The 23411-nt window shown below is 58.5% G+C and carries 19 protein-coding genes; 11 read left to right on the top strand and 8 right to left on the bottom strand.

The features are described 5' to 3' along the window. Positions 1-76 precede the first annotated feature (76 nt). Positions 77-526: a GatB/YqeY domain-containing protein gene (locus AB4Z23_RS09660; protein ID WP_026330775.1), complete on the bottom strand. Its 450-nt coding sequence runs from the start codon at positions 524-526 to the stop codon at positions 77-79. Between the two features lie 339 nt (positions 527-865). Between AB4Z23_RS09660 and carA the strand changes: the two genes are divergently transcribed. After that, a complete protein-coding gene (gene carA / locus AB4Z23_RS09655; protein ID WP_003513375.1) occupies positions 866-2071 on the top strand; it encodes a glutamine-hydrolyzing carbamoyl-phosphate synthase small subunit in 1206 nt (401 codons plus the stop codon). Positions 2072-2110: 39 nt separating this feature from the next. Here the strand turns inward: carA and AB4Z23_RS09650 are convergent, their stop codons facing one another. Continuing rightward, complete coding sequence (locus tag AB4Z23_RS09650; protein WP_003513377.1) at positions 2111-3508, bottom strand: MATE family efflux transporter; 1398 nt, start codon at positions 3506-3508, stop codon at positions 2111-2113. A gap of 329 nt (positions 3509-3837) precedes the next feature. Between AB4Z23_RS09650 and mcpU the strand changes: the two genes are divergently transcribed. Together mcpU and AB4Z23_RS09640 are read left to right on the top strand one after the other, a co-directional pair. After that, positions 3838-5928 carry a methyl-accepting chemotaxis protein McpU gene (mcpU, locus tag AB4Z23_RS09645; RefSeq protein WP_013636557.1) on the top strand — a complete coding sequence of 697 codons (2091 nt, stop codon included), beginning with the start codon at positions 3838-3840 and terminating at the stop codon, positions 5926-5928. 200 nt (positions 5929-6128) lie between these two features. Next, on the top strand, positions 6129-6608 hold the full coding sequence (locus tag AB4Z23_RS09640; RefSeq protein WP_038491718.1) for a DUF2938 domain-containing protein: 480 nt from the start codon (positions 6129-6131) through the stop codon (positions 6606-6608). A 40-nt stretch (positions 6609-6648) separates the two neighbouring features. On the opposite strand, the gene ypfJ is transcribed toward AB4Z23_RS09640, so the two are convergent. Both ypfJ and AB4Z23_RS09630 read right to left on the bottom strand, forming a co-directional pair. Next, a complete protein-coding gene (ypfJ, locus tag AB4Z23_RS09635; protein ID WP_003513383.1) occupies positions 6649-7578 on the bottom strand; it encodes a KPN_02809 family neutral zinc metallopeptidase in 930 nt (309 codons plus the stop codon). Positions 7579-7673: 95 nt separating this feature from the next. Further along, positions 7674-8162 carry a DUF2306 domain-containing protein gene (locus AB4Z23_RS09630; protein WP_112496402.1) on the bottom strand — a complete coding sequence of 163 codons (489 nt, stop codon included), beginning with the start codon at positions 8160-8162 and terminating at the stop codon, positions 7674-7676. 48 nt (positions 8163-8210) lie between these two features. On the opposite strand from AB4Z23_RS09630, the gene AB4Z23_RS09625 reads away from it, so the two are divergent. Both AB4Z23_RS09625 and carB read left to right on the top strand, forming a co-directional pair. Beyond that, a complete protein-coding gene (locus AB4Z23_RS09625; protein ID WP_065687156.1) occupies positions 8211-9077 on the top strand; it encodes a LytTR family DNA-binding domain-containing protein in 867 nt (288 codons plus the stop codon). A 156-nt stretch (positions 9078-9233) separates the two neighbouring features. Continuing rightward, positions 9234-12722 (top strand): carbamoyl-phosphate synthase large subunit, encoded by a 3489-nt coding sequence (gene carB / locus AB4Z23_RS09620; protein WP_003513392.1) that lies wholly within the window; start codon positions 9234-9236, stop codon positions 12720-12722. Between the two features lie 83 nt (positions 12723-12805). Here the strand turns inward: carB and AB4Z23_RS09615 are convergent, their stop codons facing one another. From AB4Z23_RS09615 to AB4Z23_RS09605, 3 genes are all read right to left on the bottom strand, one after another. After that, positions 12806-13945: a GGDEF domain-containing protein gene (locus AB4Z23_RS09615; protein WP_441360072.1), complete on the bottom strand. Its 1140-nt coding sequence runs from the start codon at positions 13943-13945 to the stop codon at positions 12806-12808. A gap of 152 nt (positions 13946-14097) precedes the next feature. After that, on the bottom strand, positions 14098-15543 hold the full coding sequence (locus tag AB4Z23_RS09610; protein WP_421477245.1) for a UdgX family uracil-DNA binding protein: 1446 nt from the start codon (positions 15541-15543) through the stop codon (positions 14098-14100). After that, positions 15543-16775, bottom strand: coding sequence for a putative DNA modification/repair radical SAM protein (locus AB4Z23_RS09605; protein ID WP_065702322.1), 1233 nt, complete (start codon positions 16773-16775; stop codon positions 15543-15545). The genes AB4Z23_RS09610 and AB4Z23_RS09605 overlap by 1 nt, the downstream gene beginning before the upstream one ends. Positions 16776-16996: 221 nt before the next feature. Here AB4Z23_RS09605 and greA point away from each other — a divergent pair, with 221 nt between their 5' ends. Then, entirely contained in the window at positions 16997-17473 is a 477-nt protein-coding gene (gene greA / locus AB4Z23_RS09600) for a transcription elongation factor GreA (protein ID WP_441360071.1), read from the top strand. 91 nt (positions 17474-17564) lie between these two features. Beyond that, the gene (locus AB4Z23_RS09595) at positions 17565-18620 is read left to right on the top strand and encodes a glycosyltransferase family 4 protein (RefSeq protein WP_421477247.1); all 1056 of its coding nucleotides are present in this window, start codon (positions 17565-17567) and stop codon (positions 18618-18620) included. A gap of 31 nt (positions 18621-18651) precedes the next feature. Here the strand turns inward: AB4Z23_RS09595 and AB4Z23_RS09590 are convergent, their stop codons facing one another. Then, the gene (locus tag AB4Z23_RS09590; RefSeq protein ID WP_003513401.1) at positions 18652-19119 is read right to left on the bottom strand and encodes an Lrp/AsnC family transcriptional regulator; all 468 of its coding nucleotides are present in this window, start codon (positions 19117-19119) and stop codon (positions 18652-18654) included. A gap of 254 nt (positions 19120-19373) precedes the next feature. On the opposite strand from AB4Z23_RS09590, the gene trxB reads away from it, so the two are divergent. The 4 genes from trxB to AB4Z23_RS09570 all read left to right on the top strand — a co-directional run bounded on the left by trxB (position 19374) and on the right by AB4Z23_RS09570 (position 23398). Beyond that, positions 19374-20348 (top strand): thioredoxin-disulfide reductase, encoded by a 975-nt coding sequence (gene trxB / locus AB4Z23_RS09585; RefSeq protein WP_003513403.1) that lies wholly within the window; start codon positions 19374-19376, stop codon positions 20346-20348. A 24-nt stretch (positions 20349-20372) separates the two neighbouring features. After that, a complete protein-coding gene (locus AB4Z23_RS09580; protein WP_003513405.1) occupies positions 20373-21269 on the top strand; it encodes a LysR family transcriptional regulator VtlR in 897 nt (298 codons plus the stop codon). 598 nt (positions 21270-21867) lie between these two features. After that, positions 21868-22158, top strand: coding sequence for an ArsR/SmtB family transcription factor (locus tag AB4Z23_RS09575; protein WP_003513408.1), 291 nt, complete (start codon positions 21868-21870; stop codon positions 22156-22158). A gap of 127 nt (positions 22159-22285) precedes the next feature. After that, positions 22286-23398: an alkene reductase gene (locus tag AB4Z23_RS09570; protein ID WP_003513410.1), complete on the top strand. Its 1113-nt coding sequence runs from the start codon at positions 22286-22288 to the stop codon at positions 23396-23398. The last annotated feature ends 13 nt before the right edge of the window (positions 23399-23411 follow it).

Genomic DNA, 23411 nt, shown 5'->3' with positions numbered 1-23411 from the left:
AATGCGCCTTCGTCGGCAGCAAAAAGGCAGGGTAGCCATGGCTACCCTGCCTTTACTTTTTCCGAACGGGCGAGACCTACTTCAGCAAATCCTTGACGACGCCGGAGGCTTTCGCGAAGTCGATCTGGCCGGGATAACGCTCCTTGAGCGCATTCATGCACTTGCCCATGTCACGCAGGCCGGAGGCGCCGGTTTCGCTGATGACGGCCTGGCACAATTCGCGCACCTTTTCGGCCGGAATCTCTTCCGGCATGAATTCCTTGATGATGACGATTTCCTCGCGCTCCTGAGCGGCAAGCTCGGCGCGACCGGCGCCATCATAGATGCTGGCGGACTCTTCCCGCTGCTTCACCATCTTGGTCAGGATCTGCATGATCTCGTCGTCGGTGACGGGGTCCTTGCCCACGCCGCGATTGGCAATATCGCGATCCTTGATGGCCGCCTGGATGAGACGCACGGTCGATGTACGCCGGGCGTCACGAGCCTTCAGCGCGTCTTTCAGAGTATTAGCGAACGTGTCGCGCATCATTTCTTCTTCTCCTTGGGAAAGTGCATTCCGCAGCTTCTCGACACGGAAACTTTCCACCTTATTTTTCGAAACGACATAACCGAGCAAACCCGCTCAAGCAAATCAAATGCATAAGCCCTTGAATGTGCGAAGGTTTAATTCCGCGTAAATCTTGAGCCTGCGGTTGACCGTTTAAGCAGCTTTCGTTATTTTCCGGCACCTGCACGAGATTTTAACGAAGGGTCAAAACGCGAGTTTTTCGCGCGCCCCTTTATGTCACGAAGCCTGCGACAAAAAATGGCCCCTCTCCCCCTGCCTTTCAAGAGGCGGGGTGCGAAGCGGCAGAAACGGAACGAGATGACCGAGACAGCGCCCTGGACTACCCGCAAACCGACCGCAATGCTTGTTCTTGCCGATGGCACAGTGATCGAGGGAACGGGGATCGGCGCAACCGGCAAGGTACAGGCCGAAGTCTGCTTCAACACCGCACTGACCGGTTACGAAGAAATCCTGACCGATCCGTCCTATCTCGGCCAGATCGTCACCTTCACCTTCCCGCATATCGGCAATGTCGGCACCAATGAGGAAGACATCGAAGACCTGACGCCAGCCGCCCGCCGCGGCGCAGTCGGCGTCATCTTCAAGGCCGACATCACCGACCCTTCGAACTTCCGCGCCGCCAAACATCTGGATGCCTGGCTGAAAGCCCGCGGCGTCATCGGCCTTTGCGGCATCGACACGCGCGCGCTGACGGCATGGATACGCGAAAACGGTGCACCGAACGCGGTGATCGCCCATGATCCCAACGGCGTATTCGACATCGAGGCGCTGAAGGCGGAAGCCAAGGCATGGAGCGGTCTCGTCGGCCTCGACCTCGCCATCGAAGCCACATCCGGCCAATCCTCCACCTGGACGGAAACGCCTTGGGTTTGGAACGAGGGTTACGGCACGCTGAATGAAGCCGATGCGAAGTACCATGTCGTCTGCGTGGATTTCGGCGTCAAGCGCAACATCCTGCGCCTCTTCGCCGGTCTCGATTGCAAGGTCACGGTGGTTCCGGCCCAGACATCCGCCGAAGACATTCTGGCATTGAAGCCGGATGGCGTTTTCCTTTCCAACGGTCCGGGAGATCCGGCCGCGACAGGCGAATATGCCGTACCGGTCATTCAGAACCTCATCAACAGCGACCTGCCGATCTTCGGCATCTGCCTCGGCCACCAGATGCTTGGCCTGGCCGTCGGCGCCAAGACTGAAAAGATGCACCAGGGCCACCACGGCGCCAACCATCCGGTCAAGGACTTCACCACCGGCAAGGTGGAAATCGTTTCCATGAACCATGGTTTTGCGGTTGACGCCAAGTCGCTGCCTGATGGCGTCGAAGAAACCCACACGTCGCTGTTCGACGGCACCAATTGCGGCCTCCGCATCGTCGGCAAGCCGGTCTTCTCCGTCCAGCACCATCCGGAAGCATCGCCCGGCCCGCAGGACAGCCACTATCTCTTCCGCCGCTTCGTCAACCTGCTGCGCGAGAGACAAGGTGAGGCAGCGCTCGCCGAGCGCTGAGACATCTTCGGAAAATCAGGAAAGATATACGGCCCGCTTTCAGCGGGCCGTTTTCATTTCACGCTTCACCAGAATGACGAAACGTATAGTCAGGAGAACGGCCGCCGTCGAAAGGCCGATCACGAAACCGAACCAGACGCCGCGTCCGCCAAAGCCGAGCGGAAAGGCCATGGTCCAGGCCAGCGCTAGCCCGATCGGCCAATAGGAAATCAGCGCCAGCATCGCCGGAATGCGCGCATCCTTCAATCCGCGCAGCAAACCTGCTGTCACAGCCTGGATACCATCGACCAACTGGAAGATGCCGGCGATCACCACGAGGCTGCTTGCGTAGGCAAGCACTTCCGCCGCTTCCGGCAACTTCGCGTCAAGAAACCACTTCGCCAGAAATTCCGGAACAGCCGCAAACAGGATGCCGCCGCAAACGGCAATGCCGCAGGCAATCGCGTAGACCATGATGGCGGCGCGCACGAGGTTCCTGAAATCACCCTGACCGAACGCGACACCGACCCTCACGGTCGCCGCCTGCGACAGGCCGAGCGGGATCATGAAAGCGATGGAGGCAAGCTGCAGGGCGATGCCATGCGCCGCAAGCTGCACGGTGCCAATCTGTCCCATCAGGATCGAAGCGGCCGCAAACAGCGTCACTTCGGCAAGGATGGTGATGCTGATAGGCAGGCCAAGGCGCAGCACTTCGAACAGCGCATGCCAGTCCGGCCGCCAGAAGCGCACGAACAGCTCGTATTTCCTGGTTTCCTCACGCGTCTGCACATAAGCGACGATGAAGATGAAGCTGAAGGCATTGACGATGACGGCGACGACGGCCGCGCCGTTCATGCCCATCACCGGCAATCCGAAATGGCCGAAGACCAGCGCATAGGCCATCAAGCCGTTCAGCACCAACATGATGATGGTGACATACAGAATGATACCGGCACGGCCGATGGCACTGACAAGCCCGCGCAGCACGTAAAAAAGCAGCGCCGGCAAAAGGCCGAACTTGGCGATGGCGAGATAATGGCCGGTCAACGCCGCAACTTCGGGGTTTTGCCCGAGATAGACCAGAATGCGCTCGGCGTTGAAGAATATCGGCAGGGCAAGAATCCAGTACGCGATTGCAACCCACATGCCCATGCGCAGCGAGCGGCGGGCAGCTGTCGCATCGCCCTGCCCGTAAGCCTGCGCTACCATTGGCACCACGGCCACGGAAAATCCCGAGCCGAAAATGAAGACAACGAAGAAGAACTGCCCGGCCAGCACCATGGCCGCCAGCTTCTCAGCTCCGAGCTGACCAACGATGACCATATCTGTAGTGTGGATGCCAAGCTGCGCGAGCTGCGCACCGACAAGCGGAATTCCAAGCGCAAGCGTAGCCTTGAAATGCGAAAGCCACGACCCCGATCCAGAGGGAACGGTTTCTGCAACAACCGACGAAGACATTGTAATTCACCTGAATTTTGGCCATTGCCCGCGAATTGCGCAATGGCAGCAGGTGATGAATAAAATATTCCCTTCCTGCACGCAACCTTTGCGGATCAATGATCAAAATTTACGCAGAACGGCAATTTTACGTCCACTTGGGCCGAAACGGCGTGACATAAAACAAATTTAGCCGAATTTTACCATTTCACTTTACGCATTAGAATATCGCGAAGTTCTTTCAAACCATAAGCTGCATGACGCAGAATGTTCCCGCCATTGAGGCATGTCTTTCCCATTATTTTCCAAGATGAGCCGAATGGGCACATCTGGTTCCAAGGACGTGTAGCTTGCCCAAAAAAACCAATCTCATGACGCGCATTCTGTTTGCGGCGTCATCGCTTGTCGTCGCCGCTTTTGCCGGCTTTTCCTTCTATATCGACAGTCTTCAGCACCAGGTGACAACGCAAGCCGTGGCGGAAAATATCGATTCGTCCGGCAAGCAGGCAGCGCAAAGCATCGCCAACTGGCTGAACGGGCGCATCATGCTGACCGAAACGGTTGCAAAGACGCTCGCCAAGCTCCCAGATGACGACGCCAAGCTGCAGTTCCTCCAGAACGACGTGCTGACGGCTCAGTTCATGTCCACCTATTTCGGCAATGCCGAAAGCGGCAGTTTCACGACTTTCCCGAAATTGCCATTGCCGGAAGGGTATGACCCGCGCAAGCGCCCCTGGTATCTGGACGCCGTCAAGGCCGGCAAGCCAGTACTGACCGAGCCCTATAGCGATGCGTCGACCGGCGGCCTTATCATCACTGCCGCCATTCCCGTGTCCATCAACGGCAAGCTGGCCGGCGTGACGGGTAGCGACTTCTCGCTGGATTCGCTGGTATCGATGATCAAGTCGGTGGATGCCGGCAAGGATGGATACGCCTTCCTCGTCAGCAAGGACGGCAAGATCCTCATGCATCCCGATGCGAAATTCGTCGACAAGCCGCTGACCGATCTCTTCAAGGTTGATACACCGGCAATTTCTTCCGCGATTTCGCAAACCGAGATCGACGGCAAGGGCAAGATCACCAGCTTCATTCCCGTCGCCGGTCTGCCCTCGGTCGATTGGTATCTCGGTTTCGTTGTCGATTCCGACGTCGCCTACAGCGCGATCGGCCAATTTCGCCTCGCGGCAACCATCGCGACAATCCTTGCCGCCGCGATCATGATCGCCCTGCTGGCAACCGTTCTCAGCCGTTTCATTGTTCGCCCCGTCACGCAGATGACTGCTGCCATGGAAAGGCTTGCCGCCGGCAATCTCGATGTCGCCATTCCCGGCCAGGAGCGCAGTGACCAGATCGGCTCGATGGCTGCGGCGGTTGCCGTATTCAAATCGAACGCCACGGAACGTCTGCGTCTTGAAGGCGACGCCGAACAGAACCGCACGCTTTCCGAACAGGAGCGCAACGACCGCGAACGACTGGCGGCGAAAGACGCGGCCGACATCCAGTTCGCAGTCGATTCGCTAGCAAAGGGACTGACGCACCTTTCGAACGGCGACCTCAACTACCGGATCGAGACACCTTTCGTGACCCGCATCGACCGCTTGCGCGACGACTTCAACAACTCCGTCGCCAAGCTGAACGTTGCCTTGAGCACAGTCGGCCAGAATGCACGCGCAATCGATGCCGGTGCTGGAGAAATCCGCCAGTCTGCCGACGACCTGGCCAAGCGCACCGAGCAGCAGGCCGCCTCTGTCGAGGAGACTGCGGCCGCGCTTGAGGAAATAACCACGACGGTCAAGGATTCAGCCCGCCGTGCCGAAGAGGTAGGCCGTCTGGTCGACCGCACGCGCAACAATGCCGAGCAGTCCGGCATCATCGTCGAGGACGCTGTTCGTGCCATGGAAGGCATCGAAAAATCGTCGTCGGAGATCAGCAACATCATTGGCGTGATCGACGAAATCGCTTTCCAGACGAACCTGCTTGCGCTGAATGCCGGCGTGGAAGCCGCCCGCGCCGGTGAGGCAGGCAAGGGTTTTGCCGTCGTCGCACAGGAAGTGCGCGAGCTTGCCCAGCGCTCTGCAAATGCCGCGAAGGAGATCAAGACGCTGATCAACGCCTCAACATCGCAGGTGCAATCCGGTGTCGATCTCGTCGGCAATGCCGGCAAGGCGCTGGAAACCATCGTCCGCGAAGTCCAGGAGATCAACCGCCACATCGACGCCATCGTAACGTCGTCGCGCGAACAGTCCACCGGACTTCAGGAAATCAACACCGCCATCAACACCATCGATCAGGGCACCCAGCAGAATGCCGCCATGGTCGAAGAACAGACTGCGGCAAGCCACGGCCTCGCCTCGGAAGCGGCGGCGCTCAACGAATTGCTTGCGCAGTTCCAGCTCGCCACGGCAACACGGCGGCAGGCTGAATATGGGCGTGCTGCGTAGACCGAAAATAGCTCACTGGTGAGACAATCGCACCGTTACCCCGGATCCAGTCCGGCATGACGGAGGAGACGTTTCAGTATTCATTATGGCCGGAGCGATCCGGCCATTTTTCTTGTCCGCCCTCAGCACGCGAAAAACCCTGTTCACGCCACTCACACGATCAGCTAGAGCTTGGTCGATCATGATTTGCGGAGGGATCTATGCTGGATTTGATTTGGCGCGGTATTGCCATGGGGGTTGGTGGCACCGTGTTTATGGATATATGGGCGATTGTGCTGCACCGGTTTTTTGGCCAGTCCGCCCCGAACTGGGCGCCGGTCGGCCGCTGGTTCTGGCATGTGCCGAAGGGCAGGATATTCCACGATACTATAGCGACGGCCGCACCTTACGAGCATGAACTGGCGCTCGGCTGGGTCTCGCATTATGCCGTCGGCATTCTCTACGGCATCATTCTCGCCCTGATAGTGCCGGCCTCGTGGTTTTCAGAGCCGTCCTTCATTCAGCCTTGGATCGTGGGCATCGTCACGGTCGGCGCGGGCTGGTTCCTGCTGCAACCTGGCCTCGGCATCGGCTGGGCGGCATCGAAGACGCCGAACCCGAACAAGGTTCGCTTTCTCAACCTCGTTGCCCATACGATCTTCGCGCTTGGCATGTATGCCGTGGCGCTGTTGATGCGCTGAATAAAAAGGGGGCTGAAAAGCCCCCTCGTTCATTTGATTATCAGATATTCGCCGAAAAGGTGTCGCAGTCCTCGACGCGTCCGTTCTGGAAGCCGCGCTTGAACCATTCCATGCGCTGCGCCGACGTACCGTGGTTGAAACTGTCAGGCACCACATATCCTTGAGTCTGCTTCTGCAGGGTGTCGTCGCCGATCTGGTGGGCAGCGTTGAGCGCTTCCTCAAGGTCACCGGTTTCCAGAATTCCCTTCTGTTCGGTGAACTTGCCCCAGATACCGGCATAACAATCGGCCTGAAGCTCCACACGCACCGACATCTTGTTGGCATCCACCTGGCTCATGGACTGGCGGCGGCGGTTGAACTCCGGCAGGACACCGGTCAGGTTCTGGACGTGGTGGCCCACCTCATGCGCAATAACGTAAGCCTGCGCGAAATCGCCAGACGCGCCGAAACGCTTGTCCAGTTCACTGAAGAAACTGGTGTCGAGATAGACCTTGCGGTCACCAGGGCAATAGAACGGGCCGCTGGCCGCAGAGGCAGAACCGCAGGCAGACGCAACCTGCCCGGAAAACAGCACAAGGGTCGGTTTCTGATAGGTCTCGCCGGCGGACTGGAAAATGCCGCTCCACGTATCTTCCGTCTCAGCCAGCACGGTGCGCACGAAAGCCGTCGTCTCGTCGGACGATTGGCCCTGCGGCCGAGTGCCCGCCTGCTGGCCGGATTGCTGCGTGGTACCGCCCCCATCCAGTGAAATGTCTCCGCCCGAAAGCAGCGTCAGCGGATTGATGCCAAGCACCCAGCTGATCAGCAGGATCAGCAGAAGACCGCCAATGCCGATGCCGCCGCCGCGGCGCCCGATCGGCACGCGCATTCCGCCACGCGAAAAAGGATCGTTGCCGGATGGCCCCGATCCCGCCGACATGCCGCGCCGATCCTCGATATTGTCCGACTGGCGGCGCCCTCTCCATTCCATGCTTTTCTCTCCGCAAACGTCGCCTCAACAGGCAACCTTATAACGGCACTATAATACATCTTGTTCCGGAAGAAAGCGGAGGTGGGTGCATTCGTTCAGGAGGCTCGCCGCCTTTGCGTGAAGACGGTCAGAGACAGCAGGGCAAACACGAACACGCCCGCGAAAAGCACCACAAGACCCGGCTGGCCGTCACCGAAAGCAACCTCGTGAATGATCCGCCCCGGAACGAAGGTGAAACCGCCTGCGATGACGATACCGCCGAAATAAACACTCTGCATGATCCTCATATGGCGCCTGATTTCGCCCCTGCGCGCGAAAAGGACCGATTGCAGACAGCCATATATGGTGAGAATCGATAAAAGATGAATCGGGCTGAAACCGTAAAACACCCTCAATTCATGAATGAAGAAGGTCGAAACGGACGTCATGACCATCAGCGTCACCCAAATCCTGCCGAGTAGCCGGTGGATGGCGGTTCCTTTTGGGCGAAGAAAAATGAAGGCACCGAGAATCGCGGCCGGAACAACGGTGGCGACATGGAATTGCACGGCAAGCGGTGCGTCTAGCAAAGGCTGGAGTGACATGGTGAAGCGTTTTGACCCGGTTGAAATTATCGCTAACTTCGGCAAAACATGCGCGAAAGAAAAACGCATTGGCGTCAACCGCAGGAAAACTTCGTGGATCACCTCTCTTTGCAGTCCACGCTTCGTGAAATGCACGCCATCCTGCAATCGCGCAGACTGTGGCTGACCTTCCTTGCCATATTGGCGATCTTCATTCTGACCGGCCCTTTCGGGACAAGTGAGACCATGAGTTTCGCCGACCGGCTGCTTTACTGGACAATCGTTCAGGCTGGCGCATGGACGTTCGCAATATCCTTTTCCATCCTCGCCAACACCATCCTTGCCAGCAGCATTGAAAATATGCTGACACGCATGATGATCGGCTCGCTGACGGCAGCCCTGCCCATCGGGCTGCTGCTTTCCATCATGAACCAAATCTTTTCCGGCAGGGAAATGGGTTTCGCTGCCTTTCTGAAAAGCAGCCTGTCGGCCCTGCCGCTCTGCGCCATCTTTTGCCTGCTGAGCTACCTCACGGCCTGCCAGTCACGCGCAACGGCAACGGATGCCGTTGCGGACCCGAATGGAGATGCCAAAGGTGAGGTGAAAAGCATCGCGCCGCTGCTGGAGCGGCTGCCGCCGCAAAAGCGCGGAGAATTGCTGCGGCTGTCGGTGCAGGACCACTATACCGAAATCGTCACCACGCGCGGCCATCAGCTCGTTCTGCTGCGTTTTGCCGATGCGCTGAAAGAAATAGGCCTCACGGAAGGCTTGCAGGTGCACCGTTCCCACTGGATTGCCATTTCCGACGTCGTCTCGTTGCGTAAACAGGCTGGCCGTCTGCACGTCATTACAAGAGACGGCTCGGAAATACCCGTCAGCCGCTCCCATAGCGCGGCCGTGCAGGCCCGTTTCGCCGCGCATACACCGGCGGGTTAAGAGTTTCTGTCGATTCCGGAATTTATGGGGTTCCGTTCTCAAAAACATTTGCCTATAAGCCGCTTCTAGCCTGAAAACTTTGAATTGCGCGCCCCGGCCGGTGATCTTTCACCCTGGCTGGTGTTTTGCGCAACCAAAACGCGGAACGAGAGAGCCATGCCGAAGCGCCAAGATATCAAGTCCATCCTCATCATTGGCGCAGGACCGATCGTCATCGGCCAAGCATGTGAATTCGACTATTCCGGCACCCAGGCCTGCAAGGCGCTGAAGGAAGAGGGTTACCGGGTCATTCTGGTGAACTCCAACCCGGCCACCATCATGACCGATCCGGGCCTTGCCGACGCAACCTATGTCGAGCCGATCACCCCGGAAGTCGTTGCCAAGATCATCGCGAAGGAACGCCCGGACGCGCTGCTGCCCACCATGGGCGGCCAGACCGCGCTCAACACCGCGCTGTCCCTGAAGCGCATGGGCGTTCTCGACCGCTACAATGTGGAAATGATCGGCGCCAAGCCCGAAGCCATCGACATGGCCGAAGACCGCGCCCTCTTCCGCGAGGCCATGGCTCGCATCGGCCTCGAAACGCCGAAGTCCATGCTGGCCAACGCCACTGAAATCAAGGACGCCGACCGCAAGAAGCACGAAGCTGCCCGCGCCGAACTCAAGGCGAAGCTTTCCGGTGCGGAACTGGACAAGGCGCTGGACGATCTGGAAAACCAGTGGAACCTTGGCGAGACCGACCGCAAGCAGCGTTACATGGCGCATGCGATTGCAATCGCCGCCCAGGCGATCGACCATGTCGGCCTGCCCGCCATCATCCGCCCGTCCTTCACGCTCGGCGGCACCGGCGGCGGCATTGCCTATAACCGCTCCGAATTCTTCGACATCGTCTCGGGCGGCCTCGACGCTTCGCCGACCACCGAGGTGCTGGTCGAAGAATCTGTTCTCGGCTGGAAGGAATATGAAATGGAAGTGGTCCGCGACACCGCGGACAATTGCATCATCATCTGCTCCATCGAAAACATCGATCCGATGGGCGTCCACACGGGCGACTCGATCACGGTTGCGCCAGCACTGACGCTGACCGACAAGGAATACCAGATCATGCGCAACGCCTCGATTGCGGTGCTGCGTGAGATCGGCGTGGAAACCGGCGGCTCGAACGTGCAGTTCGCCGTCAACCCGAAAGACGGCCGCCTCGTCGTCATCGAAATGAACCCGCGCGTTTCGCGCTCGTCTGCTCTCGCCTCCAAGGCGACCGGCTTCCCGATCGCCAAGATCGCCGCCAAGCTCGCCATCGGCTATACGCTCGACGAGCTGGAAAACGATATCACCGGCGGCGCGACGCCTGCCTCGTTCGAACCGTCGATCGACTACGTCGTCACCAAGATCCCGCGTTTCGCCTTCGAGAAGTTCCCGGGCGCCTCGCCGATCCTCACAACGGCCATGAAGTCCGTCGGTGAAGTCATGGCCATCGGCCGCACCTTCGCAGAATCGCTGCAGAAGGCGCTGCGCGGCATGGAAACCGGCCTCACCGGTCTCGATGAAATCGAAATCCCCGGCTTTGAAGAGGGCGAAGGCTCGAAGAACGCCATCCGCGCCGCCATTGGCACACCGACGCCGGATCGCCTGCGCATGGTCGCCCAGGCGCTGCGCATGGGAATGACGGAGGAAGAAGTCCACGAAAACTCGAAGATCGACCCCTGGTTCATCGCCCAGTTCAAGGCAATTGTGGACATGGAAGCCCGTGTCCGTGAGCAAGGCCTGCCGCAGGACGCAGAGAACCTGCGCATGCTCAAAGCCATGGGCTTTTCCGACGCCCGCCTGGCAATTCTGACGGGCAAGCGCCCAAAGGAAGTGGCCGAGCTGCGCAACAGCCTCAATGTTCGCCCGGTCTTCAAGCGCATCGACACCTGCGCGGCAGAATTCGCCTCACCCACCGCCTACATGTATTCGACCTATGAAATCCCCTTCGTCGGCGCCGCCCGCTCTGAAGCGCAGGTTTCCGACCGCAAGAAGGTCGTCATCCTCGGCGGCGGTCCGAACCGTATCGGCCAGGGCATCGAGTTCGACTATTGCTGCTGCCATGCCGCCTTCGCGCTGAAGGATGCAGGCTTCGAAGCGATCATGATCAACTGCAACCCGGAAACGGTTTCGACCGACTACGACACCTCCGACCGCCTCTATTTCGAACCGCTGACGGCCGAAGACGTGATCGAGATCATGCGCGCCGAGCAGGAAAAGGGCGAACTGGTCGGCGTCATCGTGCAGTTCGGCGGCCAGACGCCGCTGAAGCTGGCCGAAGCGCTGGAAAAGAACGGTATTCCGATCCTCGGCACCGCGCCTGACATGATCGACCTTGCCGAAGACCGCGACCGCTTCCAGAAGCTGCTGATGAAGCTCGACCTCGCCCAGCCGAACAACGGCATCGCCTATTCGGTTGAACAGGCGCGCCTCGTCGCTTCGGAAATCGGCTTCCCGCTGGTCGTGCGTCCGTCCTATGTTCTGGGTGGCCGCGCCATGCAGATCATCCATTCGGAAGGCCAGCTCCAGACCTATCTGCTCGACACGGTCCCGGGCCTCGTGCCAGAGGACATCAAGCAGCGTTACCCGAACGACAAGACCGGCCAGATCAACACCCTGCTCGGCAAGAACCCGCTTCTGTTCGACAGCTACCTGACCAACGCCGTAGAAGTCGACGTCGATGCACTTTGCGACGGCGAAAACGTCTTCGTGTCGGGCATCATGGAGCACATCGAAGAAGCCGGTATCCACTCGGGCGACTCGGCCTGCTCGCTGCCGTCCCGTTCGCTGAGCAAGGAAACCCTCGACGAGCTCGAACGCCAGACGACGGCGCTTGCAAAGGCGCTCAACGTCGGTGGCCTGATGAACGTTCAGTACGCTATCAAGGACGGCACGATCTACGTTCTCGAAGTCAACCCGCGCGCCTCCCGCACGGTGCCCTTCGTTGCAAAAACCATCGGTGCGCCGATCGCCAAGATCGCTGCCCGCGTCATGGCCGGCGAAAAGCTTGATGCGGCGATTGCCGCTTACGGCAAGAAACCCGATCCGCGCAACCTGAAGCACATCGCCGTCAAGGAAGCCGTTTTCCCGTTCGCCCGCTTCCCCGGCGTCGACATTCTGCTCGGACCGGAAATGCGCTCGACCGGCGAAGTCATCGGCCTCGACACCGATTTCGCCCTCGCCTTCGCCAAGAGCCAGCTCGGCGCCGGCGTCGACCTGCCGCGCTCCGGCACCGTCTTCGTCTCGGTGCGCGACGACGACAAGGACCGTGTATTGCCCGCAATCCGTATTCTGGTCGAGAGTGGCTTCAGGGTACTGGCAACCGGCGGCACCCAGCGTTTCCTTGCTGAACAGGGCATCAACGCCGAGAAGATCAACAAGGTGCAGGAAGGTCGTCCGCATATCGAAGACGCCATCCGCAACCGTCAGGTCCAGCTGGTCATCAACACCACCGACAGCAACAAGGCGATTTCCGACTCGAAGTCGCTGCGCCGCGCAACGCTGATGCAGAAGGTGCCCTACTACACGACGATGGCCGGTGCGGAAGCAGCAGCCCTTGCCATCAAGGCGCTTAAGGCCGGCAATCTGGAAGTGAAGCCCTTGCAGAGCTACTTCCTGTAAAATCAGCCGACAACGAAGATCATGGAAACGCCGCGGGTCATGCCCGCGGCGTTTTGCATTGTCTCACAAAAAGCTCAAAAGCCTCACGCCGCCAGGGCTTCGCGCACGCAATTGCGCCCATCCGTCTTGGCGCGGTAAAGGGCGCGGTCCGCCATTTCCGCCAGGGTCTGAAGATCGCAGCGCATATCGCCGCTGGTTGCGACGCCGATGCTGATCGTCACACCGACACGCAAACCGCCGCAATCGACTTCGGTTATCGCAATCGCATCGCGAATGCGTTCTCCGATCATGCAAGCCTTTTGAACACCGGCACCCGGCAGGAAGATGATAAACTCCTCGCCACCGTAACGCGCCAGCACGTCACCACCGCGTATGCTGCCGCCGATACGCTTCGCCACTTCCTGAAGAACGCTGTCGCCGACGGCGTGGCCGAAGCGGTCGTTGATTGATTTGAAGTGGTCGATATCGAGCAGCATCGCCGCATCGTTGGGACCTGGCACCGCCGGCATGGCCTGGAAGAAAAAACGACGGTTCTTGACGCCCGTCAAAGGATCGGTGTTGGCGAGAACCAGCAATTTCCGCTCTGACCGCTCGGCTACCAGCATCATCACGAACAGCGCAATGGCGAAGTTCAACATGATGATCAGGAAAAACGCATTGACCAGATCGATGGCGGCGTATTGGGGCAAAAGCACGCTCTTTGCCACCGACAACGAAATCAGGCCGGAAATACCCGCAATCGCGCCCAACGCGAAGCGGGACAGGAGTGGCTCCTTGCGCCACCGCGCGAAAAGCCCGCCAGCTCCAGCAAGATAGGCCACAGCCGCACAGACGTTGAACAGGGCCGCACGATAAGCGTTATTGTCAGCCACCTGCTGTGCAAGGACAATTGCCAGCAAGGCAATCAAACAGACAGCTGATACTGTCCCCCTGCTGGCAGCACGTCCATCGCTCACGATTTTCAGGCCAAGCCAGATCAGCGCATAACCCACGATACCGAAGACGATGCTGCCGAATTGCCACAAGGCCGGAGACATTATTCCCCATTCGCCGTACCCAGCGAGCGTGGAGCCGGCAGCCATGGCTGCGAAGCCTGCTGCAAGAGCTGTCGGGCCGTGCAAACCACGATTTGTGAGCTTCAGATATATAAAACTCAGCATTCCAACAATGTAAGAACACTTTTGCATCAGTATCACTGTTGCAAGATCTAGCTCGCCGAGCATCATACATCCACGCAATGAATAAATATAAATATCGGAATTATGGTATCAAGTATAAAATTTCAATAAAAATAAGCAAAAGGCAAAAATTTAATCATATAGATGAAGACATCGATGATCATCCAATATAGCATAGCAAGACACAAAACAGTATATTAGAATAATCTTATAAAATCAATTTCATTCCTGAAATTCTGCATTTCCTCCTTCTTCTGCTGCGAGTCGGGAAGGCGAAGAAGATAGGAAGGGTGCACCGTGACAAAAAGCGTCCGCTCCTCTTGCATCGGTATCGGGCGACCCCGAACCTCGGAGACCTTTTCCTTTCCGCCTGTCAGCGCATAAAGCGCAGTTGCACCCATGGCAACGATAAGCTTCGGCCGTACCAGCTCGATTTCCTTGTTAAGCCACCAGCGGCATTGCTGCACCTCGCCCGCATCCGGTCGCTGGTGGATGCGCCGCTTGCCGCGAGCCTCGTATTTGAAGTGTTTGACGGCGTTGGTGACATAAAGCTTTTTGCGGTCAATACCGGCTTCAACCAACGTCCGGTCGAACAGCTGACCAGCGGGACCGACGAAAGGTTTTCCGGCAAGATCCTCGTGATCTCCCGGCTGTTCCCCGACGATCATCACTTTCGCATTTTCAGGTCCCATGCCGAACACTGTCTGCGTTGCCTTGCAATGCAGGGCGCAGCGTGTGCATTGGCCAGCCTCCCGCGCCAATGAAGCGAGCGTACCGTCTGGCGCCGGTGGCGGCTCTTCACGCGCCGAGGCCGCGGCCTGCAGGCGGTGATGGAATGGTTGCGGCTGGCTAGCAGCCTTTGCCGCCATCTCCAGCACCCGCGCCTCGGCACCGAGAACGAGACCTGGAATAAGCTCGGCTTCCGGCAAATTTTTCCAGTATTTCTTTGGCATCTCTGCCGTCATCGCTTTTATCTTCAGACGCGCCGGATTGAATATATTGGCATAATAAGTTCGCCACAGCTCGTCCGTTTCATCCGTCAGCTCAGGCTTGGACGCGGCCTGCCGCGATGTCTCCAGCACGTTTCCGTCCCACCGCGCGGAGCCGTTCGGTGTCGCGATCAGCCAGTCCATATCCGTGAACCGCCGCTGGAAAAACGGGGCCGTGCGCTCGACGATGAAGTGATCCGGCTCGAACCATGCGACGAAGCGCCGCCGCCCGCCATGCCCCTGCGGCAAGGATAATTCCTTGAAGCGAACAAAGGCCGTCATCTTGTGACAATCGCGGCGGACCGATTTTTCAAGCTGCCGGGCTTCGGAAACATCTGCATCGGACTTGAACTGCAACAGGGCGCGATCCCGCTTCAGCCGCCACAGCAACCGGTAAAGCAGTGCGAAACGACCCGGATCGCTATGACAGATAATCGCTTGCGCCAACGTCACGAAGGAGGCTGGAACGGACACCTGCACGTCATCCGCACGGGCCGCCGGCAAAGGCTCTCCGGCAAAATCGAGAAGCCCGACTTTCTCATCCCGCAACCGCCAGTCAATCGCCTCCGGCGGCACATTGGCGGCGAGAGCCGCGCGCGCCGCATCACGCCACTCGCCGAAATCGCCCCGCCCTTCCAGAACCGGGCCGTACATCACAGCAGCGATAATTGTTCGGGCTGCGGAGCAAACATCGCTCGCAAATCCGGCCGTTCAGTCAGCTTGCCCGGCGTCCAGCCGTCAGCAACGATGAAGGCCTTCACCTTTTTCAGGGAAACGCCGAAGCGGGCAATATCCTCCAGCCGCAACCGGCGAAACCGGCGTGAAGACAGGATCGAGGCGACCGTCTTGGTACCGAAGCCGGGCACGCGCAGCAATATTTCGCGATCCGCCACGTTCACGTCCACTGGAAAACGGTCGCGATTTTTCAGCGCCCAGGCAAGCTTCGGATCTATATCGAGATCGAGCATGCCATTACCGCCGATCGCGGTTATTTCACCAATGTCGAACCCATAAAAGCGATAAAGCCAGTCGGCCTGATAAAGCCTGTGTTCCCGCATCAAAGGCGGCTTGATGAGCGGCAGGTTCTTCGACGAATCCGGAATGGGGCTGAAAGCCGAATAATAGACGCGCCGCAAACCATAGCTGCCATAAAGCCGGGCGCTGGTGGACAGAATGGTGCTGTCATCAGCCCCATCCGCCCCAACGATCATCTGCGTGCTCTGTCCGGCAGGCGCAAAACGTTTGGTCTTTCGCGTCCTGACGGTCGGCTCCCCCGCCTCCTCGATCTTCAGGCGGATATCAGCCATCGAGCGGCGAATATTGGCGGGCTGCTTTTCCGGCGCAAAACGGCTGACGCCGCTATCAGTCGGCAATTCGATGTTGATCGACAGCCGGTCGGCGTAAAGCCCCGCTTCCTCAATAAGCTTTGGCGATGCTTCGGGAATGGATTTCAGATGGATGTAGCCGCGAAAGCCATGCGTGACGCGCAGTTCCCGCGCCACCCGCACCATCTCTTCCATCGTATGATCGGACGAGCGGATAATACCGGAAGAGAGAAACAGCCCCTCGATATAGTTGCGCCGATAGAACTCCAGCGTCAGCCACACCACCTCCTCGGCAGTAAACCGCGCCCGCTCGACATTGCTCGAAGAACGATTGATGCAATAGGCGCAATCATAGATACAGAAATTGGTGAGCAAAATCTTCAGGAGCGAAATGCAGCGCCCGTCCGGCGCATAGGCATGGCATATGCCCGACCCCTCCGTGGAGCCAAGTCCGCCGGATGCAGCAGAGCTGCGTTTCGTCGTGCCGCTGGAGGCACAGGACGCATCGTATTTGGCCGCATCGGAAAGAATGGCCAGCCGTTGCCTGATTGACTTCTTCATGGTTATGTTCACTATATGTTCTATTGAAAAATGTCAATCTCATCTGTTAAAGCCCTGAACGAATGCAAGAAAATGCCCGTCTCAAATTTGCTGGCATTTCGTTGTCGTCTTCTGATATAGTCGGCTTAGTTATGATTTTGGCATGGTTCCGGAGTTCCCCTCCGGAACCTGTTTCTTTTTGTGTCTGCAAGTAAAGCGACAGGACTGCGAAGGATAAAAAAATGGTAGAAAAAGTACCGATGACGCACGGTGGATTCATCAAGCTGCAGGAGGAGCTGCGCTTTCGCCAGCAGGAGGAGCGTCCCCGTATCATCGAGGCAATTGCGGAGGCGCGCGCCCATGGCGACCTTTCGGAAAATGCCGAATACCACGCTGCCAAGGAAGCCCAGAGCCATAACGAAGGCCGCATCACTGAACTCGAAGACTTGACCGCACGCGCGGAAGTCATCGACCTTTCCAAGATGTCCGGTTCCAAGATCAAGTTCGGCGCCACCGTCAAGCTTATCGACGAGGAGAGCGACGAGGAGAGAATCTATCAGATCGTTGGCGACCAGGAAGCCGATGTGAAGGCTGGACGCATTTCCATTTCCTCGCCCATCGCCCGCGCCCTCATCGGCAAGGAAGTCGGTGACAGCATCGAAGTCAACGCACCGGGCGGCGCCAAGGGTTACGAGATTCTCGCCGTACAGTGGGGCTGATCTGCCCTTTCATGCAATGCGCCCCTCGGGCGCATTGCATTGATATCCTGAACTGAACATCCTGCCTTAGCCGCAAAGACGGAAGCCCATCTTGTCCCACGCCAGTCTGAAAGATGTGCAGGTGCTTGCGCCGAACTTCAAGCGCAGGCTCTCCGGCGTTACCTCCACCATCGTGCAGCTTATTCCGGTACAAAACCGGCTGGGTCAGAAAGTGGCCGTCATCGGCCCGGGCCTGCCGCAGCATCTGCCACATGTGCGCTTCCGTGATCTGTGGCGGCTCTGGCAAAACGGCCCGCTCAGCGGTCCGCGCATCTGGCACGCCCGCCGCAATCTCGAAATGTTGCCGGGCATTCTCATGCGTGACGTGCTGCGCATGAAGGTGAAGCTGATGTTCACCTCGGCGGCGCAAAGGCGACATTCCGCCTATACCCGCTTTCTGATTTCAAAAATGGATGCGGTCGTCGCGACAAGCGGCCGCTCAGGCTCGTTTCTGGAAGTACCACACAGCGTCGTCATGCATGGCGTCGATACCGAGCTGTTTCATCCCGCAACCGGCCCGGAGGATACGATCGCTTCGACCGGCCTGCCGGGGCAATTTCTCATCGGATGTTTCGGACGGGTGCGCCACCAGAAGGGAACAGACCTTTTCGTGCGCGCCATGATCGAACTTCTGCCCGACTATCCCGAATGGACAGCCGTCATCTCCGGCCGCGTGACCGCAGAGCACAAGGCCTTCGCCGACAAGCTCGTGGCCGATGTCGCAACAGCCGGTCTTGCGGACCGCATCGCGTTTCAGGGCGAGGTGGACGACATCAAGCCCTGGTATCGGCGGCTAACCCTCTATGTCGCACCGTCACGCAACGAGGGCTTTGGCCTGACGCCACTGGAAGCCATGGCGTCCGAGACGGCTGTCGTTGCCAGCAATGCCGGCGCCTATGAGGAAATGATCGTCAAGGGCGAGACCGGCATGGTCGTTGAGGCCGGCGACTACGCGTCCCTGCGGGATGCCATTAAAACCTATCTTGCCGATCCTGCTCTCGCCAGGGACCATGCCCGTGCCGGACTTTCGCATGTGCGCACTGCATTTCCGCTGGAAAAAGAGGCGACAAGCCTCGGCGCGATCTATGACGCGTTGCGGCGCGGGTAAGCGCCGGCGCAATCACTCAAAGGTCCGCCGATCAGATTTCCACCAGACCGACGCGTTTGACCTGACGGATGGTGAGCATGGTGCGCACGGTGTCGACGTTTTCGTCCGCTGTCAGAACCTCGATGACGAAATCCTGAAACTCGGTCAGGTTTCTGGCGATGCAATGCAGAAGGAAATCGCTTTCGCCGGATACCATCCAGGCCTGGCGCACCAGCGACCATCCGGCCGTCGCCGCTGCAAAGGCTTTCAGATTGCTGTCCGACTGGCGCTTGAGGCCGACCATGCAGAAGGCAACCAGATCGAAACCGAGCTTCGGCGCGTTCAACATGGCGTGATAACCCTCGATCACGTCGGCTTCTTCCAGCTTGCGGACGCGCCTGAGGCACGGCGGCGCGGAAATACCGACCCGTTCGGCCAGCTCCACGTTGGTCATGCGCCCGTCGCGCTGCAATTCGCGCAGGATTTTCAGATCGATGGCATCGAGTTCGACGCTGGTCACGGAGAGGTTCCTCGTTAAGCCGGAGAACTTCCTTGTACTACCAGGCGCAGGATTCGCAACAATATGCCGCCGGCCGGTCACAAAATTGCGCGCGCATCCACAACTGCCTTGTTGGTAACGCAAGGCTGCCCTTGAATAAAGGCACTAGACAACCTTAAATACCGGGCAACGAAGGGGTTGCGGCCTGTCCACCGTGCTGCGGCTGGAATGTTCTGCTGCCGAAAGGCCCCGCTACTTTGAAAAGGATTGTTTCCATGTCTGCCCGCCATACCAAGGTATTGATCATTGGCTCTGGTCCCGCCGGTTATACCGCGGCGATCTACGCGGCCCGCGCAATGCTGAAACCCGTGCTGATTGCCGGCATGGAACAGGGTGGCCAGCTGATGATCACCACCGATGTCGAAAACTATCCGGGCTTTGCCGATCCGATCCAGGGCCCCTGGCTGATGGACCAGATGCTGAAGCAGGCGACGCATGTGGGTGCGGAAATCGTCAGCGACCTCGTGACCGAAGTCGAAACCAACACGCGCCCCTTCGTGGTCAAGACCGATTCCGGTCAGGTCTGGACCGCCGACACGCTGATCATCGCAACAGGCGCAAAGGCCAAGTGGCTCGGTATAGAGAGTGAGCAGCACTTTCAGGGCTTCGGCGTTTCCGCCTGCGCCACCTGCGACGGTTTCTTCTATCGCAACAAGGATGTGATCGTGGTCGGCGGCGGCAACTCTGCCGTGGAGGAAGCGCTCTATCTCGCCCATATCGCCAAGTCCGTAACCGTCGTGCACCGCCGCGACAGTTTCCGCTCGGAGAAAATCCTTCAGGAACGGCTCTTCGCCAAGGAAAACGTCAAGATCCTGTGGAACACGGAAATCGCCGAAATCACCGGCGCTCCCGCCAAGCCGCCAATGCCACCCTCTGTTTCGGGTGTGCGACTGCGTGACACCAAGACCGGTGTGATCAGCGATACGCCCATCGACGGCGTCTTCGTCGCCATCGGCCACGCGCCGGCCGTCGAACTGTTCAAGGGCAAGGTGAAGCTCAAGGACAATGGCTACATGTGGACCGCGCCCGATTCCACCGCTACCGACGTGGAAGGTATTTTCGCCGCCGGCGACGTTACCGACGACATATACCGTCAGGCCATCACCGCCGCCGGTATGGGCTGTATGGCCGCCCTTGAAGCAGAACGGTACCTCACCGCGCAGCAGCCGCTTGCGGTAGCAGCCGAATAACCGAAAGGCAGGATAGGCATGGCAATGCCATTGGACTGGGATAAACTGCGCATTTTTCATGCCGCAGCCGAAGCGGGGTCTTTTACCCACGCTGCCGACAAGCTGCATTTGTCCCAGTCGGCCATCAGCCGCCAGGTCAGCGCGCTGGAACAGGATGTTGGCGTGAAGCTGTTTCACCGCCACGCCAGAGGTCTTATCCTCACCGAGCAGGGCGAGCTGCTGTATCGCACCGCCCATGACGTGTTGCTGAAGCTCGAAACCGTCAAGATGCAACTGACCGAAACGACGGAGAAGCCGAGCGGTAAGCTGCGCGTGACGACGACGGTTGGTCTCGGCCAGGGCTGGCTCACGGACAAGGTGCAGGAATTCCTGCAGCTCTATCCGGAAATGTCGATCCAGCTCATCCTCGACAATGAGGAGCTGGATGTGAACATGCGCCACGCCGATTGCGCCATCCGCCTGCGCCAGCCGCAACAGTCCGACCTTATCCAGCGCAAGCTGTTCACGGTGCACATGCACGTCTATGCGGCGCCGTCCTACATCAACCGCCACGGCGAGCCGCAGTCGATCGAGGATCTGGACAACCACCGCATCATCTCCTTCGGCGAACCGGCACCCAACTATCTGCTTGATGTCAACTGGCTGGAAAATGCGGGACGCTCGTCGGACAACACCCGAATTCCGCATCTTCAGATCAACAGCCAGACCTCGATCAAGCGCGCCTGCCTGCTGGGAATTGGTATCGCCTGTTTGCCGGATTACATCGTCGGGCGCGATCCGGGATTGATTCAGTTGTCGCTTGCCGCCGATATTCCCTCGTTCGACACCTACTTCTGTTACCCGGACGAGATGAAAAACGCTGCAAAACTGAAAGCCTTCCGCGACTTCGTCGTTGCCAAGGCACGGAACTGGAACTTCTGACGTTTAAATAGGCCAGCGCCACAAAATATCATACTAATTCATGGGGTTGGCCGTCCCAAGATGGCGGCGCGCCAGACGCGCCGCACTTCAGCTTTGCACATAAATTATACCGGAAATATCTAGACCTGCATCGTACGCATGCCTGACCTGCACAAAAAAGAGTTGTTTCGTGCACAAAAAAGCACCATATCGCTCTCAGTTGATGCACACGGTGGCTTTTCCTCCCAGTTCCACCGCATCAGCTGTTCCCCTCTGGAGGTTTTTGACCTTCACACTTAAAGGGCCCTGGATTTATCCGGCGGCCCTCTTTTTTTACCCGCAAGAATTTTCTCCAATTTGGCGAAATATCGCATGATGCAACCTTGTTTTGCATTCTTGCCACTCCCATATTTCAATCAGCTGTCACGCCTGCCTATGCACGCGACAGCTGTTCCCCTCTGGAGGTTTTAACCTTCAAACTCATTGGCCGCGGAGAAATCCGGCGGCCATTTTTTTGCGCGCTGTTCTCGGCCCGGGTGACTACCTCACAGAGACGTGAATTGTATATCGAAAAATATCGATATAAATATCGGACATGTCAGATATTAGAAAAACTCAGATGAACCCGGAGGAAATCCTCAAAGCCCTTTCACACCCCGCAAGGCTGAAGTTCCTCGAGTGGCTGAAGAGCCCTGAAAGTCACTTCTGTCAGGACCATCCGCTCAGCATGGGCGTATGCGCCAATCAGTTCCAGATCAGCGGCCTGTCGCAATCGACGGTCTCCTCACATCTGGCGGTTTTGCAGGCAGCTGGCCTGATAAGGTCAAAGAAAGTTGGGCAATGGGTGTTTTTCGAACGCAACGAGGAAACCATCGACGCCTTCCGCAATTATCTGCAAGCCAATCTTTGAGCCTCCCAAGCTTATAAGACCGGGGCGTCGGACCGGAAACTGCAAGGCGGTTTTCTCTCCGATGCCCATACATTAGGAAAGCGCGCCAGCCGCGCAATTTCGCCAACCGACCAGAAAGTGAAGTCGCATGACAAGTCTTTTCGAACCGGCACAGGCCGGCGATATCGCACTCGCCAACCGTATCGTCATGGCTCCCCTCACCCGCAACCGCTCGCCGGGGGCAATTCCCAACAATCTCAACGCCACCTATTACGAGCAGCGCGCAACAGCCGGGCTGATCGTGACCGAAGGCACGCCGATTTCCCAGCAAGGTCAGGGTTACGCGGATGTTCCGGGCCTCTACAAGAAGGAAGCGGTTGAGGGCTGGAAAAAGATCACGGATGGCGTGCATGTCGCCGGCGGCAAGATCGTCGCGCAGATTTGGCACGTGGGACGCATTTCCCACACCTCGCTCCAGCCGCATGGCGGACAGCCGGTCGCCCCTTCCGCGATTATCGCCAAGTCCAAGACCTATATCATCAATGATGACGGCACCGGCGCGTTTGCGGAAACCTCCGAGCCCCGCGCACTGACCATCGACGATATCGGTCTTATCCTTGAAGATTACCGGACCGGCGCGCGCGCCGCACTTGAGGCCGGTTTCGACGGTGTCGAAATCCATGCCGCCAACGGTTATCTGATCGAGCAGTTCCTGAAATCCAGCACCAACCAGCGCACCGACGAATATGGCGGCTCGATCGAAAACCGCGCCCGCTTCCTTCTCGAAGTCGTCGATGCGGTTGCGGAAGAGATTGGCGCAGGCCGCACCGGCATTCGCCTGTCACCCGTCACACCCGCCAACGACATTTTCGAGGCCGACCCGCAGCCACTCTATAATTACGTTGCGGAAGAACTCGGCAAACGCAATCTCGCCTTCATCCATGTTGTTGAAGGTGCGACCGGTGGTCCGCGCGACTTCAAGCAGGGCGACAAGCCCTTCGATTACGCAGCCTTCAAGGCCGCCTATCGCAATGCGGGCGGCAAGGGCCTGTGGATCGCCAACAATGGCTACGACCGTGAGAGCGCCATCGAGGCGGTGGAAAGCGGCAAGGTTGATGCCGTGGCCTTCGGCAAGGCCTTCATCGCCAACCCGGATCTGGTGCGCCGTCTCAAGGACAACGCGCCGCTGAACGAGCCGAACCAGCCGACCTTCTATGGTGGCGGGGCTGAAGGCTATACCGACTACCCGGCTCTTGGCTGATCAGTGCTAAACT

It is taken from the genome of Agrobacterium sp. MCAB5 (assembly GCF_052114365.1).
Lineage (GTDB): Bacteria > Pseudomonadota > Alphaproteobacteria > Rhizobiales > Rhizobiaceae > Agrobacterium > Agrobacterium tumefaciens.
This window is presented reverse-complemented; position numbering and strand designations above follow the sequence as displayed.

Excerpts from the sequence above, each read along its gene's own strand:
- AB4Z23_RS09660 (WP_026330775.1), bottom strand. The coding sequence starts at position 526 with ATGCGCGACACGTTCGCTAATACTCTGAAAGACGCGCTGAAGGCTCGT.
- carA (WP_003513375.1), top strand. The coding sequence starts at position 866 with ATGACCGAGACAGCGCCCTGGACTACCCGCAAACCGACCGCAATGCTT.
- AB4Z23_RS09650 (WP_003513377.1), bottom strand. The coding sequence starts at position 3,508 with ATGTCTTCGTCGGTTGTTGCAGAAACCGTTCCCTCTGGATCGGGGTCG.
- AB4Z23_RS09640 (WP_038491718.1), top strand. The coding sequence starts at position 6,129 with ATGCTGGATTTGATTTGGCGCGGTATTGCCATGGGGGTTGGTGGCACC.
- ypfJ (WP_003513383.1), bottom strand. The coding sequence starts at position 7,578 with ATGGAATGGAGAGGGCGCCGCCAGTCGGACAATATCGAGGATCGGCGC.
- AB4Z23_RS09630 (WP_112496402.1), bottom strand. The coding sequence starts at position 8,162 with ATGTCACTCCAGCCTTTGCTAGACGCACCGCTTGCCGTGCAATTCCAT.
- AB4Z23_RS09625 (WP_065687156.1), top strand. The coding sequence starts at position 8,211 with ATGCGCGAAAGAAAAACGCATTGGCGTCAACCGCAGGAAAACTTCGTG.
- carB (WP_003513392.1), top strand. The coding sequence starts at position 9,234 with ATGCCGAAGCGCCAAGATATCAAGTCCATCCTCATCATTGGCGCAGGA.
- AB4Z23_RS09615 (WP_441360072.1), bottom strand. The coding sequence starts at position 13,945 with ATGCTCGGCGAGCTAGATCTTGCAACAGTGATACTGATGCAAAAGTGT.
- AB4Z23_RS09610 (WP_421477245.1), bottom strand. The coding sequence starts at position 15,543 with ATGTACGGCCCGGTTCTGGAAGGGCGGGGCGATTTCGGCGAGTGGCGT.
- AB4Z23_RS09605 (WP_065702322.1), bottom strand. The coding sequence starts at position 16,775 with ATGAAGAAGTCAATCAGGCAACGGCTGGCCATTCTTTCCGATGCGGCC.
- greA (WP_441360071.1), top strand. The coding sequence starts at position 16,997 with ATGGTAGAAAAAGTACCGATGACGCACGGTGGATTCATCAAGCTGCAG.
- trxB (WP_003513403.1), top strand. The coding sequence starts at position 19,374 with ATGTCTGCCCGCCATACCAAGGTATTGATCATTGGCTCTGGTCCCGCC.
- AB4Z23_RS09580 (WP_003513405.1), top strand. The coding sequence starts at position 20,373 with ATGCCATTGGACTGGGATAAACTGCGCATTTTTCATGCCGCAGCCGAA.
- AB4Z23_RS09575 (WP_003513408.1), top strand. The coding sequence starts at position 21,868 with ATGAACCCGGAGGAAATCCTCAAAGCCCTTTCACACCCCGCAAGGCTG.
- AB4Z23_RS09570 (WP_003513410.1), top strand. The coding sequence starts at position 22,286 with ATGACAAGTCTTTTCGAACCGGCACAGGCCGGCGATATCGCACTCGCC.